The sequence below is a fragment of the Streptomyces sp. NPDC050164 genome (assembly GCF_044459945.1).
GTDB lineage: Bacteria > Actinomycetota > Actinomycetes > Streptomycetales > Streptomycetaceae > Streptomyces > Streptomyces coeruleorubidus_A.
Window position 1 is genome coordinate 73,596 of record NZ_JBITJK010000034.1, and the last position, 15,018, is coordinate 88,613.

At 69.3% G+C, this 15,018-nt stretch carries 17 protein-coding genes; 8 read left to right on the forward strand and 9 right to left on the reverse strand.

Annotated elements, in window-relative coordinates; all coding sequences use genetic code 11:
- Positions 1 to 59: 59 nt before the first annotated feature.
- The 6 genes from ACIBNA_RS33775 to ACIBNA_RS33800 all read left to right on the forward strand — a co-directional run bounded on the left by ACIBNA_RS33775 (position 60) and on the right by ACIBNA_RS33800 (position 8,522).
- Positions 60 to 1,163, forward strand: coding sequence for an aliphatic sulfonate ABC transporter substrate-binding protein (locus ACIBNA_RS33775; RefSeq protein WP_399168988.1), 1,104 nt, complete (start codon positions 60 to 62; stop codon positions 1,161 to 1,163).
- A gap of 36 nt (positions 1,164 to 1,199) precedes the next feature.
- Positions 1,200 to 1,988, forward strand: coding sequence for an ABC transporter ATP-binding protein (locus ACIBNA_RS33780; protein ID WP_399168989.1), 789 nt, complete (start codon positions 1,200 to 1,202; stop codon positions 1,986 to 1,988).
- Positions 1,975 to 2,871, forward strand: coding sequence for an ABC transporter permease (locus ACIBNA_RS33785; RefSeq protein WP_399168990.1), 897 nt, complete (start codon positions 1,975 to 1,977; stop codon positions 2,869 to 2,871). Before ACIBNA_RS33780 ends, ACIBNA_RS33785 begins: the two co-directional genes overlap by 14 nt.
- A gap of 6 nt (positions 2,872 to 2,877) precedes the next feature.
- A complete protein-coding gene (locus tag ACIBNA_RS33790; protein ID WP_399168991.1) occupies positions 2,878 to 3,618 on the forward strand; it encodes a sirohydrochlorin chelatase in 741 nt (246 codons plus the stop codon).
- 156 nt (positions 3,619 to 3,774) lie between these two features.
- Positions 3,775 to 7,716: a hypothetical protein gene (locus tag ACIBNA_RS33795; protein ID WP_399168992.1), complete on the forward strand. Its 3,942-nt coding sequence runs from the start codon at positions 3,775 to 3,777 to the stop codon at positions 7,714 to 7,716.
- Positions 7,713 to 8,522, forward strand: coding sequence for a hypothetical protein (locus ACIBNA_RS33800; RefSeq protein WP_399168993.1), 810 nt, complete (start codon positions 7,713 to 7,715; stop codon positions 8,520 to 8,522). The genes ACIBNA_RS33795 and ACIBNA_RS33800 overlap by 4 nt, the downstream gene beginning before the upstream one ends.
- Positions 8,523 to 8,525: 3 nt before the next feature.
- Here ACIBNA_RS33800 and ACIBNA_RS33805 read toward each other — a convergent pair whose 3' ends face one another.
- From ACIBNA_RS33805 to ACIBNA_RS33830, 6 genes are all read right to left on the reverse strand, one after another.
- Positions 8,526 to 9,341, reverse strand: a complete 816-nt coding sequence (locus ACIBNA_RS33805; protein ID WP_399168994.1) for a GvpL/GvpF family gas vesicle protein — start codon at positions 9,339 to 9,341, stop codon at positions 8,526 to 8,528.
- Positions 9,338 to 9,700: a gas vesicle protein gene (locus ACIBNA_RS33810; RefSeq protein ID WP_399168995.1), complete on the reverse strand. Its 363-nt coding sequence runs from the start codon at positions 9,698 to 9,700 to the stop codon at positions 9,338 to 9,340. The genes ACIBNA_RS33805 and ACIBNA_RS33810 overlap by 4 nt, the downstream gene beginning before the upstream one ends.
- Complete coding sequence (locus tag ACIBNA_RS33815; protein ID WP_399168996.1) at positions 9,697 to 9,948, reverse strand: gas vesicle protein GvpG; 252 nt, start codon at positions 9,946 to 9,948, stop codon at positions 9,697 to 9,699. The genes ACIBNA_RS33810 and ACIBNA_RS33815 overlap by 4 nt, the downstream gene beginning before the upstream one ends.
- 2 nt (positions 9,949 to 9,950) lie before the next feature.
- Complete coding sequence (locus ACIBNA_RS33820; RefSeq protein ID WP_274820553.1) at positions 9,951 to 10,670, reverse strand: GvpL/GvpF family gas vesicle protein; 720 nt, start codon at positions 10,668 to 10,670, stop codon at positions 9,951 to 9,953.
- Positions 10,667 to 11,053: a gas vesicle protein GvpJ gene (gvpJ, locus tag ACIBNA_RS33825; RefSeq protein WP_274820552.1), complete on the reverse strand. Its 387-nt coding sequence runs from the start codon at positions 11,051 to 11,053 to the stop codon at positions 10,667 to 10,669. Before gvpJ ends, ACIBNA_RS33820 begins: the two co-directional genes overlap by 4 nt.
- Positions 11,054 to 11,187: 134 nt before the next feature.
- Positions 11,188 to 11,484, reverse strand: coding sequence for a gas vesicle protein (locus ACIBNA_RS33830; RefSeq protein ID WP_274820551.1), 297 nt, complete (start codon positions 11,482 to 11,484; stop codon positions 11,188 to 11,190).
- A 98-nt stretch (positions 11,485 to 11,582) separates the two neighbouring features.
- Between ACIBNA_RS33830 and ACIBNA_RS33835 the strand changes: the two genes are divergently transcribed.
- Positions 11,583 to 12,425: a transglutaminase-like domain-containing protein gene (locus ACIBNA_RS33835; RefSeq protein ID WP_399168997.1), complete on the forward strand. Its 843-nt coding sequence runs from the start codon at positions 11,583 to 11,585 to the stop codon at positions 12,423 to 12,425.
- On the opposite strand, the gene ACIBNA_RS33840 is transcribed toward ACIBNA_RS33835, so the two are convergent.
- From ACIBNA_RS33840 to ACIBNA_RS33850, 3 genes are all read right to left on the reverse strand, one after another.
- Positions 12,406 to 12,780 (reverse strand): DUF4440 domain-containing protein, encoded by a 375-nt coding sequence (locus ACIBNA_RS33840; protein ID WP_399168998.1) that lies wholly within the window; start codon positions 12,778 to 12,780, stop codon positions 12,406 to 12,408. The two genes, ACIBNA_RS33835 and ACIBNA_RS33840, sit on opposite strands and share 20 nt — an antisense overlap.
- Complete coding sequence (locus tag ACIBNA_RS33845; protein ID WP_399168999.1) at positions 12,773 to 13,318, reverse strand: DUF1697 domain-containing protein; 546 nt, start codon at positions 13,316 to 13,318, stop codon at positions 12,773 to 12,775. Before ACIBNA_RS33845 ends, ACIBNA_RS33840 begins: the two co-directional genes overlap by 8 nt.
- Positions 13,319 to 13,523: 205 nt before the next feature.
- A complete protein-coding gene (locus tag ACIBNA_RS33850; protein WP_399169000.1) occupies positions 13,524 to 13,844 on the reverse strand; it encodes a hypothetical protein in 321 nt (106 codons plus the stop codon).
- 200 nt (positions 13,845 to 14,044) lie between these two features.
- On the opposite strand from ACIBNA_RS33850, the gene ACIBNA_RS33855 reads away from it, so the two are divergent.
- Positions 14,045 to 14,995, forward strand: a complete 951-nt coding sequence (locus tag ACIBNA_RS33855; protein ID WP_399169001.1) for a zinc metalloprotease — start codon at positions 14,045 to 14,047, stop codon at positions 14,993 to 14,995.
- Positions 14,996 to 15,018 lie beyond the last annotated feature (23 nt).

A 15,018-nucleotide genomic window follows, 5' to 3' on the forward strand; every position in this document is an offset into this window, starting at 1 on the left:
GACCTCCCGGCCACGACCTGAGAGACGTGACCGCCGGGCCTCCGAGAGGAAACCCTCCCGTGCCTGCATCATCCGCTCTGCGCCGATCCTTCGCGGTGCTGGCCGCGCTGCCGCTGCTCACGCTGGCCGGGTGCGGCTACGGCTCCCAGCCCAAGGACGACGGCGCGGCGAAGATCGCCGCCGGGGCGAAGAAGATCGAGGGTCTCGACACCGTCAAGATCGGTTACTTCGACAACCTGACCCACGGCACCGCGCTCGTAGGCATGCGGAAGGGCTTCTTCCAGAAGGCCCTCGGCGCCACCAGGGTCGAGCCCGCGATCTTCAACGCGGGGCCCTCCGAGATCGAGGCCCTCAACTCCGGCTCCATCGACATCGGCTGGATCGGCCCCTCCCCCGCCATCAACGGCTACACCAAGGCGGACGGCAAGAACCTGCGGATCATCGGCGGTTCGGCGTCCGGCGGCGTGAAGCTGGTGGTCAACCCGGACAAGATCAAGTCGCTGAAGGACGTCAAGGGCAAGCGGATCGCGACCCCGCAGCTCGGCAACACCCAGGACGTGGCGTTCCTGAACTGGGCCGCGGAGCAGGGCTGGAAGGTCGACCCGCAGAGCGGCAAGGGTGACGTCACGGTCGTCCGCAGCGACAACAAGGTCACCCCGGACGCCTACAAGTCCGGGTCGATCGACGGCGCCTGGGTGCCGGAGCCGACCGCGTCGAAGCTGGTCGCCGAGGGCGGCAAGGTGCTCCTCGACGAGGCGTCGCTGTGGCCGGACAAGAAGTTCGTGATCACGAACATCATCGTGCGCCAGGACTTCCTGAAGAAGCACCCGAAGGTCGTCGAGGCCGTGCTCAAGGGCTCGGTCGAGACCAACAAGTGGATCAACGCCCACCCCGATGAGGCGAAGGCGGCAGCGAACGAGCAGCTGGCGGACTCTTCCGGCAAGGCGCTGCCCGCCGATGTGCTGGACCCGGCGTGGAAGTCGATCCAGTTCACCGACGACCCGCTGGCCTCCACCCTCAACACCGAGGCGGAGCACGCCGTGAAGGCCGGGCTGCTGGAGAAGCCGGATCTGAAGGGCATCTACGACCTCGCGCCGCTGAACAAGGTCCTCAAGGCCGAGGGCGAGCCCACGGTCGACGACGCCGGTCTCGGCGCCAGTTAAGCCCGCATCCCGACCCGTTCCCAGGAGGTGACGACCATGGCCACGACCCTCGCCAAGGCCGCCGACGGCACCGAGACGGCCACCCACGCCGCCCGGATCGCCCACGTCTCGAAGTCGTTCCCGGGCCCCGCCGGGCAGCAGCTCGTCCTGGACGACATCACCCTCGATGTCGCCCCCGGCGAGTTCGTCACCCTCCTGGGGGCCTCGGGTTGCGGCAAGTCCACCCTGCTCAACCTCGTGGCCGGCCTGGACCGGCCGTCGGCCGGCGACATCACCACCGACGGCCGCCCGGCGCTGATGTTCCAGGAACACGCGCTCTTCCCGTGGCTGTCCGCCGGCAAGAACATCGAACTCGCCCTGAAGCTCAGGGGCGTGCCGAAGTCGGAGCGCCGGGAGCGGGCCGAGGAACTGCTCGAACTCGTCCGGCTCAAGGGCGCCCACCGCAAGCGGGTGCACGAACTGTCCGGCGGGATGCGCCAGCGCGTGGCGATGGCCCGCGCGCTCGCGCAGGAGAGCAAGCTCCTGCTGATGGACGAGCCGTTCGCCGCACTCGACGCCATCACCCGCGATGTGCTGCACGACGAGCTGACCCGTATCTGGCGCGAGACGCAGCTGTCCGTCCTGTTCGTCACGCACAACGTGCGCGAGGCCGTCCGGCTCGCCCAGCGCGTGGTGCTGCTGTCCTCCCGCCCGGGCCGCATCGCCCGCGAGTGGACCGTGGACATCGAGCACCCGCGCCGCATCGAGGACACCGCCGTGGCGGAGCTGTCCGTCGAGATCACCGAAGAACTGCGTGGGGAGATCCGCCGTCATGGCCAGCACTGATTCGACGACCGTCGCCAAGGACGGCAGCGATCTCGCCGGACTGGAGGCGGGCCTCGACGCGCTGGAGTCGAGGCAGACGAGCCGCACGCCGTTCCGGCAGACCTTCGTCGAGAAGATCCTGCCGCCCGTCCTCGCCGTCGCGCTGGTGCTGGCGGTCTGGCAGGCCCTCGTCTCGTTCAAGGTCGTCGACGACCCGACCAAGCTGCCCGCGCCGTCCGCCGTATGGGACGTGGTCCACACGGCGTGGCTCCAGGGCGAACTGCTCGGCTACATCTGGACCAGCGTCTCGCGCGGCCTGCTCGGCTTCTGCTTCGCGCTGATGATCGGCACCCCCCTGGGGCTGCTCGTGGCCCGCGTGAAGTTCGTCCGCGCGGCCCTCGGCCCGATCCTGTCCGGCCTGCAGTCCCTGCCCTCGGTCGCCTGGGTCCCCCCGGCGGTCATCTGGCTGGGCCTGAACAACTCGATGATGTACGCGGTGATCCTGCTCGGCGCCGTCCCCTCCATCGCCAACGGCCTCGTCTCGGGCGTCGACCAGGTGTCGCCGCTCTTCCTCCGCGCGGGCCGCACCCTCGGCGCGACCGGCCTGAAGCACACCTGGCACATCGTCCTCCCGGCCGCCCTGCCCGGCTACGTCGCCGGTCTGAAGCAGGGCTGGGCCTTCTCCTGGCGCTCCCTGATGGCCGCCGAGATCATCGCCTCCTTCCCCGACCTCGGCGTCGGCCTCGGCCAGCTCCTGGAAAACGGCCGCAACGCCAGCGACATGGCCATGGTCTTCGAAGCGATCCTCCTCATCCTCATCGTCGGCATCGCCATCGACCTGCTCATCTTCAGCCCGCTGGAGCGGTGGGTGCTGCGCAACCGCGGCCTGCTGGTGAAGAGCTGAAGTCCCATGACCAACAAACCTGTTCTCCTCGTCATCGCCCACGGCAGCCGCGACCCGCGGCACGCCGCGACGGTGCACGCCCTGGTACGCCGGGTCCGCTCCCTGCGCCCCGACGTGCGCGTGGAGACAGGCTTCCTGGACTTCAACGTGCCCTCGGCGCAGGGGGTGCTGGAGTCCCTGGCGGTCCAGGGCGTCCGTGACGTCGTGGCCCTCCCCCTCCTCCTGACCCGGGCGTTCCATGCGAAGGCGGACATACCGGCGGTCCTCGCGGCCGCTCCCCCGCAGCTCCGCATCCGCCAGGCGGAGGTCCTGGGCCCGTCGCCCCTGTTGCTGTCCGCCCTGGAGCGACGCCTGTACGAGGCGGGTCTGTCCCCCGCCGACAAGTCCTCGACCGGAGTCGTGCTGGCCTCGGCGGGGTCCACCGACCCGGAGGCGATCGCAGTGATCGCAGAAATCGCGCGGGAGTGGCGGCACACCGGTTGGTGCGCCGTGCGACCTGCGTTCGCCTCCGCATCTCTCCCCCGCACGCAGGACGCCGTCCGGGAACTCCGCGCCCTCGGCTGCTCCCGGGTGGCGGTCGCCCCCTACGTCCTCGCCCCCGGCTTCCTCCCGGACCGCATCGCCCGGGGCGCGGCGGAGGCGGACGTCCTGGCGGATGTACTGGGGCCGGCGCCGGAGGTGGCCCGGGTCGTGCTGGAGCGGTACGAGGCGGCCCGGGTGCCGGCGTTGGCGGCGATCGGGGCATGAGCAGCAGGTGTGACAGTCGTACAGCGGCCTGAACAACCGCGATCGGGTAACGTCTGGAGACCGCGCCGCACAGCAGCGTCGGCGACCCGTCAAGCAGGTTGCACAGGGGAAGAATTGACGACGTCAGTGGATCTTCGCGCAACGCACCGTGTCTCCGTGCTGTCCATCGGCGTGGGACGTTTCGACGAGGGCGCCGACGTGGAGGAGCTCGGCTTCGTCGACTCCCGGATGGCTGAGGTCGCCCGGGCCTTCGAGCAGCTGGAAGCTTCAGTCGAAGACTCACGTGACCAGTCGGAAGGGGAGATCGAGTCCCTTTTACGCCGCCGGCTCATCGACGAGCGTGACGCCGCAGATGTCCTCGTGATCCACCTCATCGGGCACGGGCGCGCCGACCGCAGTGGCCGGCTGTCCTTCGTCGCTCGTGACAACCGCGATGTGGACCTGGATCGCTGGATCGAGAAGGCACAGCAGGAAGTCGAGCGGGACGGCAGTCAACGGCACGTCGTCTTCCTCGTTGACACCTGCTCCGCAGGAGCCGCGACGGGACGTCAGCCGATCTCCGAACTGGGTGGCGAGCGGGGTGTGTGGACGCTCGGGGCGTCCGTGAGCAGTGCGCCCACTGAGCAGGGCCGGTTCAGCCGCTGGATCGCCACGGCGCTGGACCGTCTAAGGGGCGGTGACTTCGCGCTCCAGCGCGAGTCGATCACCTTCACGGCGTTTGTCCAAGAGCTCATACGCGTGGGGAAGAGGGACGCTGCCGGGCGACGCATCTCCCTTGGTTTCAGCGTGGAACAGGGCGACGGGGACTGGCCGTTCCTGCCCAACCCGAAAACCGCAGGGCTCACCGCCGAGCAGATCAGGATGCAGCGCCGTTCACTCGGCTACGTCCCCGGCGAGGAGGACCTGCGCAGGGACATCGGCGCCCGCATGGCCGCAGGCGAGGAGATCGACGACGCGGTCTACTTCCTCGACCGTGCCTCTGGACGCGGTCTTGTACCGACCAGTGGCAGGCACGGGTTCTTCTCCGGGCGTACGGCGGAGTTGGGGCGCTACGTCGCCTGGCAGTCCGGGGACTGTCCCCTGCTCACTGTGACTGGTGCGGCCGGTGCCGGCAAGTCCGGACTGCTGGGCCTGATCGTCTGTTCCGCACACCCGGACCTGCGCGGACGGTTCCACGAGCTGTGGGAACCTGTTGCCGCCGCGCTACCGGAAGTACCGGACATCGTCGCCGTGCACGCGCGTCAGCGCTCCCCGCAGCAATTGATCGAAACCGTCGCGAACCTCGCCGGACTGGAGCCGCCCGTCCCGGACGACGAGCAGAAGTCCCCTGCGGACACCCCGCACGAATGGACGGTCCCTTCCCTGCGTGAGGCTCTGCAACGGGAAGGGAAGAACCGGCTCATCGTTCTCGACGCCGTCGACGAGAGCATCGACCCACAGTCGGTTCTGCAACTCGTGGCCACTCTCCTGAGGCCGGCGGATGGGCACACCGTCAAGGGCCCCTGCCGAGTAGTGCTGGGCGGGCGGCCCGAGGTGGTAAACGCTCTCGCGGCCCTGGATGAGATGTCCGGGGTCCTGAGTGAGCAGATCGATCTGGACAGGGCGGACCCGGTCGAGGTCGAGAGGAATGTGCGCCGGTACATTGAACGGTTGCTGCTGGCCAGCGATTCCTACGCTGTCGAACCCGCTTCCGCGTTCGTGGAACCGCTGGCGAAGCTCGGAGCGGAACGCATCGTGCACAACCTGCAGCCGGGCGGTCCATGGGGGCCGTTTCTTCTCGCAGGCCTGTACGTCCACTACCTGGTCACACTCGACCACCCTCCGCAGGACCTGGCCAACGCAAACGCACACGCACGGTGTGCTTCGACGGACCTGCCGGACCTCCTGGAAGCCGTGCTCACCGCTCGTGCTCATCGGTACCCCGCTTTGCGGGCCGTCCTCGCGATCCTGGCGCGGTCCAAGGGGCCGGGCATGCCGCGAGTGACCCTGCGGCGCTGTCTCAACGCCCTCAACGCCCAGGAGATCTCGGATCAAAAATTCGACGAGACCCTCCGTGAGGCTTCCCCGTTCCTTCGCACCGGGATCGACGCTGAGGGCAAGACCCTGTACCGGATCTTCCAACAGGGACTGGCGGACTATCTGGGTGACCACCCACTGAGCGCCGACCCGGTGGACGATGCCCAGCAAGCCGAACTGGATCAGAAGATCTTGTCGGAGATCTTGCGGCCGTTCGTCGAGGATCACGCCGATGAGTCCACAGACCGTTGGTACTCCGCCGAGCCCTACGTCCTTCACCATGCCCTCGGGCACGTCATGACCACCCGGTCGGCGGAGCATGCCGAGCTTCTGCTCACCGACCCCTATTTCCTCATCCGGTTCGATCCGCGCGAGGATCATCGAGCGATCGATCTGTGCCAGTCACCGCAGTCCGCTGAGTACATTCGGCTGCTCAGCGCTTCCTGGCTGGCGCACGGGCGGCTGAGCAACGCCGCTGACCGGGCCTCAGTCTTCGCTTATGACGCCGATCGCCTTGGTCTCGAGGAGCACCGAAGGCTTTTTCTGCGCGTCGCCGGAGAGGTCGCCTTCCAACCGGAGGAAACCGGTCACTCCTTCCTCTGGGCCACCGGGGGGTTGGTGGACTCGAGTGTCCGTTTCATCGACAGTGGGAGCGTCAGCGTCACCGGCAATGTTTCCTTCTCGCCGGACGGTCAGCTCCTCGCCGCCTCAACGCTGTTGGGCGTGCAGATCCTGGAGACAGAGACGTGGCGGCACGTAACGCCGCCGTTCGGCCGCTCCGTCGGTCACTGGATCACTCACGTCGCATTCTCTCCGGACGGCCGTCTGCTCGCCTTTGCAGGAAACGCGGGAGCTCGCAACATCCAGTTCTGGGATGTCCGCAACCGTGTTTTTCGCGGCAAGCCGTGGGAATGCCGCACGGGTACCGTCCGGACTCTCGCCTTCTCACCGGACGGACGGCTACTCGCGGTGGCCAGCGAAGAACTGGAGGTCTCAGTCTGGGACATCACCGGCGACGACCCCGTCGAGACGGCACGCCTCACGGACACGGAGCAGTCCTACGACGTGGAGTTCAGTACCACGGGGGACACGCTGGTGGTCTGCGGGGACTACGGAGTGTCGCTCTGGGACACAGACTCCTGGACGGCGTCCCAGCTGAGCAGAGCCAAGGCACGAGCCGCCGCCTTCTCCCCCGACGGTCTGGGACTCGCCCTGCTGAACGGAGACGGCGTCACGCTGTGGGAGGTGAGCACGCGCCGAGAGGTGGGCCGTGTGGACATGGTGAAGGACCTCGGAGTGGGCCTCGCTTTCTCACCGGACAGCGCCCTCCTGGCCGTCAGCCGTTGGAACTCCCTGCATGTCATCGACACCACCTCACAATTGGTCCTGAGCGACCTCATCGAGGACGGGCCGCACATGAACGGAGCGGCATTCCATCCCGTCAACAGCACTTTGCTCGTGAGCGGTGACTCAGACGGTCGTCTGCGCATCTGGAACGGGCTCACAGACAAGACCGAAGCCGTTGAGCTGACACGATTCGAGTCGGAATCCGCGGTCGCCTCACCCGACGGCCGGCTCATCGCGGCCTTCGAGGGCGGAAGCGGGCATCTCACCCTGCACTGGGCTCGAAGCGGAGAGGCGCGCGCGAGCATGCCGCTGCTCGTCGGGGCCCAGGAACGCACGTGCTTCTTCTCGCCGGACTCTCAAACACTTGTGGCTGTCGGGAGACGCGAGGACGTGCTGCGTGTCGTCCACGTCGACTCCCTCACGTCTGACGGCACCGCCGTGCACCTCGGTGGCACCCCGAGCAGCTTCGGCCACTTCGGGGCTTCGAGGATGTTGTTCTCATTCGCTCCCGACAGCCGCCTGTTCGCGCTCGTCCTGGAAGAAGCCTCATCCCAGGGAACTTACGTCATCAAGGTCTGGGATGCTCGGACGCTGCGCCTCATCGCTCGGATCCCTCTGCCTGGAAAAGCAGACTCATTCCGCTTCTCCGGACCTGACAAAGTCTTCGTCGGCATCAATGGCGCGCTCGCCGTTTACGCCATCAACGGCCCTGACTCGGAGGATCCCCAGGTATGAGCTCAGTGCTCGGCATCCACGGCGTCCGCAACTACAAAGCCGCCGACACCACGCCCGACATCGGCAGCAAGCGCCTGCGGACGGACTGGCTCGAGGCCCTCGGCAGCAGAGTCCCGGGCCTCGAACTGGAGACGGCGTACTACGCGGACCTGCTGCGCAGTGAGCGGCAGAGTGACGAGCTGGATGAGGCCGAACTCGTGCTGGTCGAACAGTGGGCACGGGCCTGGGGAGTGGATCCGAACGGCGTGCAGGGGCGGGCGACCGGGTGGCTGAGGTGGATCTGTGGGCAGGTCGCCGAACGGTCCGGGCAACGCCCAGCGGTCGTCGAGAAGATGGTCCGGACGCTCTTTCCCGAGGTGGCCCGCTACTTCGGGCCCGGGCGAGCGGCCGTGCGCGGGCGGGTGCGGGCCGCGTTGCTGCGGCAGCGTCCCGATGTCGTCATCGCGCACTCGCTGGGCAGCATCGTCGCCTATGAGACACTGCACGAACTGACGGACGAACTGGACGTGAAGCTGCTGCTCACCCTCGGCTCGCCACTGGCGCTCCCGCACGCCGTCTTCCCTCGCCTCGATCCCGCCCCGCGCGACGGGACGGGCACCAAGCCCCCCGGCGTGCGGCGGTGGATGAACCTCTCCGATGTCGGGGACTTCGTGGCCGTTCCCAAGGGGCAACTGGCGTGTGCCTTCCCGGGGGTCGAGGAGTTGCCGGAGATCAGCATCGCGCCCGTGTGGCCGCACGGCGTGCTCGACTATCTCCGGCACCGGTCGGTGCCCGAGGCCATCACAGCCGGGCTCCGCGCGGAGTGAGGGTCACGACGCCGGTTCCGGCTGGAGGGCGAAGGAGTACGGGGCCCAGGGGCCGGTGATCTCCACGTGGAGGCCGGGAGTGTCGCGGGCGGCTGCCAGGACGCCCGTGCGGAAGGCGTCGACGCGGTCCCTGGGGACGAGGTAGGCGTCGTTGCCGACGTTGGTGCCGGGGGCCGGGCCCGCGAGGCTGCCGCGTTGCGGGGTGTGTGCGACGCGGTCGACGGCGAGGGTGCCGGCCGTCCGGGTGAGGTGTGCGGCGGCCTGGACGACCGTGCGCCAGGCTTCCTCGTTTCTGCGTTGTCTGCGGCGGCGGATCGACAGGTAGGCGCGGCCGGCACCGAGGCCGGTGGGTGTTTCCGGTCCGGCTTCGGTGTCCGGCTCGGGTGGGGTGATGTCGGGTGTGGCGTAGATCCTGACGCCGAGTTCGACGTGGCCGGTGAGGCGGTCCAGGAGGGACAGGAAGTACGCGCGGCGGGTGTCGAGGGCCTGCCGGGCGCGGTCCTCGTCGGGGTAGACGGTGGCCAGCCGTAGGGGCAGGACGGCGGCGCCGCCTGCGACGAGCGCGGCGACGACGGCCTGATGGGACCGGACCGTGGACTCCAGCCAGTCCAGGTCGTGGAGGTGGGCCTCGAGGGGAACCTCGTCGTAGTCGGCGGCCGGGACGTGGCCGACGGCGAAGGCCAGCTGAGAGGTGGGGTCCGTGGGTTCCACCAGGTGTATCGGGTCGGCGGCGACCCCGCGCAGGGCCGCCACCGCCGCGGCGGCCTCGGGGGTGCGGCGCAGGACGGCGTAGGCGTAGACGAGGTTCGGGTCGCTCATGGCTCCGGTCTCCTGTCGGCCGCCTTGAGGGCGGCGATCTCGGCGCGCAGTCGTGCGTTCTCGTCGGCCAGGGACCGCTCGGGGCGGGCGGCCCGGGAGGAGAGGGAGGGATCGTGTTCCCACCAGTCGATGCCCATCTCCTTCGCCTTGTCGACGGAGGCGACGAGCAGGCGCAGCTTGATGGTGAGCAGTTCGATGTCGAGCAGGTTGATCCGGATGTCGCCAGCGATGACCACGCCCTTGTCGAGGACGCGTTCGAGGATGTCGGCGAGGTTGGCGCTCTGGGCGCCGGGCCCGTGGTCGTAGGGGGAGGGAAGGCGGGACGGTCCGGTGAGTCCGCCTGCTGCCGGATGGGTCATGGTCGTCGGGCTCGTCTCCGGGCGTTGATCTCGTCGAGTCGGTCCAGCAGTTCGTCCTCGCGGCGGTCGTACTCCTCCTCGCCGATGCGTCCCTCCAGCAGGGCCCGTTCGAGGTCGACGAGGGCCTGCCGGACGGGGGCCGGGTCGTAGTACTGCGCCTCGGCGGCTGCCTGTAGCTGCTCGGCGGCCCAGAGGGTGGTGCGCAGGGGCGCGAGCGGGAGGGTGAGGATGCCGGTGAGCAGGCCCATGGTCAGGCGGCGAAGCTGTAGGGGGGCAGTGGGCCGCGCAGCCGGAAGTCGTAGGCGTCGCCGTAGTCCTGGGCCAGGCGCCGGCCGGCCGTGGTGAACTCCTCGGCGCGGGCGTGTTCGACGAGGAACGACACGTTGAGGAAGTCGTCCTTGGACGGATCCGCCACGACACTGGACCTGGCCAGTCCGGACAGCCGCCCGACGATCTCGTCGGCCTGCCGCCGCTGCCGGGCGTCGACCTGCCGGGCCACCAGTTCGCCGAGGGCGAGGCGGTCCTCGTAGCCGCCGGTGCCGTCACGGGTGCGCCGGTTGAGCCGGCGGGCCTCCTCGGACTCGTCGAGCACCTCGCGCAGCAGATCGTCCTGGTCGCGGGCGGCCTTGAGGTTGAACTCGGCGGTGCCGTGCAGTTCGCCGAGCCGTCGGGCGTAGTCCTGGCCGCGCTCCTCCAGTGCCGTCCTGACGGCGGTGTCGTCGGGGGCGAGCAGTCCGAATCTCATGGGCAGGACCGACCCGTCGGCCATGAGCCGTTCCTGGAGTTCCTGGTGGGCGGCGAGGTCGCGCCGTTTGGGACGCAGGTCGGGGGGTGCGGGGCTGACCACGGCGGCGAGCGGGCCGTGGACGACGACGCGCGGGGGGTCGTCGGTTCCACCGACGGTGCGCAGGCCGTCGAGCCGCAGGGGGTGGTCGGAGCGGGTGACGGCGTAGACGTAGACGCCGCTCACCGCTCTTCCTCCTTGGCGTCCTTGTCGTCGCGGTCGAAGATGTCGCCGATCGCGTCGATGGCGCCGCCGATCGCGCCGCTGGTCTTGCCCCGGGCGCCGCTCTCGACGAGGTTGCCGACGATGTCGGTGAGCTTGTCGGGGGCCTTGCGGCCGGCCTCCAGGTCGAGGCGGTTGCAGGCCTCGGCGAAGCGGAGGTAGGTGTCGACGCTCGCGATGACGATGCGTATGTCGATCTTCAGGATCTCGATGCCGACCAGGGAGACACGGACGAACACGTCGATCACGAGCCCGCGGTCCAGGATCAGTTCGAGGATGTCGAAGAGGCCGCCGGTTCCCGACCCGCTGGAGGTGGCGGCGGGTTGCATCCCGCCGGTCTGTGTCATGACGGTCACGGTGCGATTCCTCTCGCGAGACTCGTTCTCGTGCCGCCCGTAGGTACGGCAGTGGCGGCGGGCGTGTTCACGCACACACCGAAAACGGGTCCCGCGGAGGGAAGTCGACAGGAGCGGTTCGAGTGCTACCGCCCTCGGTCGAGCTGGCCGCGGGCGTACCGGCGCACCCGCTCGTAGCCCAGGAGCCGGCCCTCCAGGTCGAGGGTGACCTGGTAGGTCGCCATGATGGTCATGGTGTCGGGGACCCGCTCCAGCTCCACGACCTCGACGTCGGCCGTCCAGCCGTCGGGGGTCGGGCGGACGGCGGTGACGGAGTCGGGGGCCGTGCCGAGCAGTTCGGCAAGCTGCGCCGCCGCGCCGCGCATGGCCTGGACGGCCGTCGTACGACCGGATGGAGTCGCCTGGTCATCGGTGCTCGTCATGGTCCTACCGTGCCAAGGCCCCGGTTCGTGTGGGGGTGATTCGGCCAAACGTCCGGTGTCGTTGACCTTGCCCCTGGGGCAGGGGCGAGGTCCGGGGCATGGACGACTACCTGAGGCAGACGCCGTACAGCGACCCCGGCGACCTGGACACGAGCGGCCTGCCGCGTGAACCGGGGGAACTCGCCGGGCTGGTACGGAATGTGATCATCCATCGGGGTGAGGGAGAGATGTTCGGCTACTGCGTTCCCGAGGCGCGGCTGCACCACGACGCCGAGTCCCGTTACGTCACGGAGATCCTGCGGATCCTGCGGGAGCGCGGTGACTCCCCGCTCACCGAACGGCGGGCGCCGAAGGAGCGGTTCGTGGGCACGTGCCGGGACTTCTCGCTGCTGCTGTGCTCGCTGCTGCGGGCGACGGGGGCGCCCGCGCGGCTGCGCTGCGGCTTCGCGACGTACTTCGTCGACGGTTTCCACCAGGACCACTGGGTGACCGAGTACCGCACGCCTCAGGGGCGGTGGCGCCTGGCCGACGCGCAGGTCCACCACGGGTACGACGTGCCGTTCGACCCCGTGGACGTGCCGAGGGACCGCTTCCTCGTGGCCGGGAAGGCCTGGCGGGCCTGCCGCGAGGGGCGGGCGGACCCGATGGACTTCGGGCTCAGCGGCGTCGACCGGCTGCGGGGGCTGTGGTTCGTGTGGGGCAACGTGGTGCGCGACCTGGCCGCCGTCAACGGCGTCGAACTGCTCCCCTGGGACGGCTGGGGCCCGCAGTTCCTCGGCCGGGTGCCGCTCACCGAGCACGAACTGGCGGCGGCCGACGCGGCCGGCTCCCAGGACGATCTGGCACGGCCCTGCGAGGACCCGCGGCTGACCGTCCCGGCCGAGATCACGTCGTACACGCCCTACCTCGGCGACCGCGAGGTCACTCTCGCCGCTCGCTGAACGGCGTCGCCTGGTGGAAGTAGAGCAGCCACCCGTCCTCCGTCCGCCGCCACAGCGAACTGCGGTGCGCACGTCTGCCGTCGTACTCGGTGTCGAAGGTGAGGTGGACGAGGTCGGGGGCCAGCCGTGTGCCGTGCACCTGGGAGGTGACGACAGGCGGGGTCTCCACGTCGGTGGTCTCGGCCAGGGCGGCGATGATGGCGGCCCGGCTCCAGTGCCGCCCGGAGGCGCCGAACTCGTGGAAGTCGGGGTGCAGCAGCGCCCCGACCCGCTCGGGCGAGCGGCGCACATCCGGGTCGAGCAGCGCCAACTCGCCGTCGATGGCGGCGTCGACGGCCGGGTCGTGTTCAGGCATCCGTCAGCTCCACCAGCTTGACGACGGTGTTCCAGTTGCGGGTCGTGGCGACGATCCCCTTGTTGATGCGCGGCTTCGAGAGGTGTTCGGCCAGCTTGGAGCGGCCCAGGCCGTTCGGGGCGTACAGGTACAGGGCGCGGTCGCCGAGGCGGAACTCCTCGGGGAGGTAGGCGGATTCGTCGATCTCCGCGAAGCGCTCGGGGGCCACGGGGGCGGAGAAGTAGGTGACGTGGAGCTGCTTGGGCTCCAGGTCGGCGGCCGGGAACGGGCAGGCGTCGGCGACCGCCTTCAGATAGGCGTGGTCGCGCACGATCACGTCGACGCCGAAACCGAAGTGCTTCTCGATGGCGTGCGTGATCTCGGCGGCCAGCGACTCCTCGTCGCCGTGACCGGAGGCGAACACGGCCTGGCCGCTCTGGAGGTACGTCCGTACGTCCTCGTAGCCGAGCTCTGCCAGGAGGCCGCGCAGGTCCGCCATCGGGACTTTCTTGCTGCCGCCCACGTTGATTCCGCGCAACAGTGCCGCATACGTCGTCATCCGCACACCCTAAGGCGGCCGTCACACCCTGAGGCGGCCGTCGTGCCCCGTGGGGGTGGGCACGACGGCCGGTGGGCGGCTACCCGAGTCCCGTAAATTACTCACCGGTCACCGCGGGGCACAACCTTCTGCTCAGGATCCACACAGCCGAGGAGGCCGATAGGTGTGCGGGGCCCGTCGGTTCCGGGGGAACCGACGGGCCCTTTCAGCCGGTGAGCCGCCGCACGTGCAGCACGTCCTCGTCGCAGCGCAGGATCTCCAGCTCCCGGTCCGGGCGAGCGCCCCCGAACGTGAGCGCGATGTGACGTTCCGACGCGAGCCGCCAGCGGCCGGGCACGGCATCGGGAGCGTCACCGCGTCCCAGCGGGTGGTCGACGAAGGTGCCGTCGGGCACGAACTCCATACCGCGGCGCCCGCGTGCCGGCGGGAACGGGTGGTCCTCCGGCCGGTACACCCGCACGTCCTCGTGGTCCTCCTCGTAGGAGTGGACCCACGAGCGGAACAGGCCCGATGGGGGCTCACGCATGACCCGGCCACCTCACTCACCCAACGCGGTCCAAATTGCCGGTTTTATAACTGAGTGACTAGGATTACCAGTGTATGGGTTCGGAGGGCACGGGCAACCAACCGCTCCGCCCGGCGTCGCCCGGCCCTCACGGCGCGTGTCACAAGCGCACTTCCGCAGCCGCGCGCGCGGCACATCCCCAGCTCCCCCTAGGGACAGTCATGTCCGATGCGCAGTCCTACCATCGCGTCACCTCCGCCGACTACAGCCGCTGGTGCGGCGCCATGGAGGTGCACCGCAGACTCCTCACCCTGAACCCCGAGTACGCCGAGAACCGGGCCGAGATCGAGAACGCCGCGTTCGCCTACGAGCACTTGGAGGCGTTCACCGCCCGGCAGAGCCTCGTCGACATCCCCGTCGTCGTGCACGTCGTGCACAACACCCCCGAGCAGAACGTCAGCGACGCCCAGATCCACAGTCAGATCGACGTGCTCAACCAGGACTTCCGGGCGAGCAACCCGGACGTCGGCAAGGTCCCCGAGGCCTGGCAGGACCTGGTGGCCGACGCGCGCATCCAGTTCCACCTCGCCCGAACCGACCCGCTGGGCCGCCCCACCAACGGCATCACGCGGACCCCGACCTCGACCCCGGACTGGGACACGGACGACCTGGTCAAGTTCAGTCTGAGCGGCGGCCACGACGCCTGGCCCGCGGACGTCTACCTGAACTTCTGGGTCTGCCGGCTGCGCCGCGGGCTGCTGGGCTACGCCCAGTTCCCGGGCGGCGCCGCCTCCACCGACGGAGTGGTCGTCACGCACACCGGCTTCGGGACCACCGGCACCGCCACCGCGCCGTTCGACGGCGGCCGTACGGCCGTGCACGAGATCGGGCACTGGCTGAACCTGCGGCACATCTGGGGCGACGACGACGAGGGGTGCAGCGGCAGCGACTTCGTGGCGGACACCCCCAACCAGGGCGGGCCGAACACGGGTTCACCCGACTTCCCCCATGTGACGTGCGGCAACGGACCGAACGGCGACATGTTCATGAACTACATGGACTACACGGACGACGCCGCGATGTTCATGTTCACCCAGGGGCAGACGGCGCGCATGGACGCCGCGCTCGACCACGCCCGCACGACCCTCACCCGCCAGGCCGTCGCGGTGTGACGGACCGGTGGGTGACGGCCGCC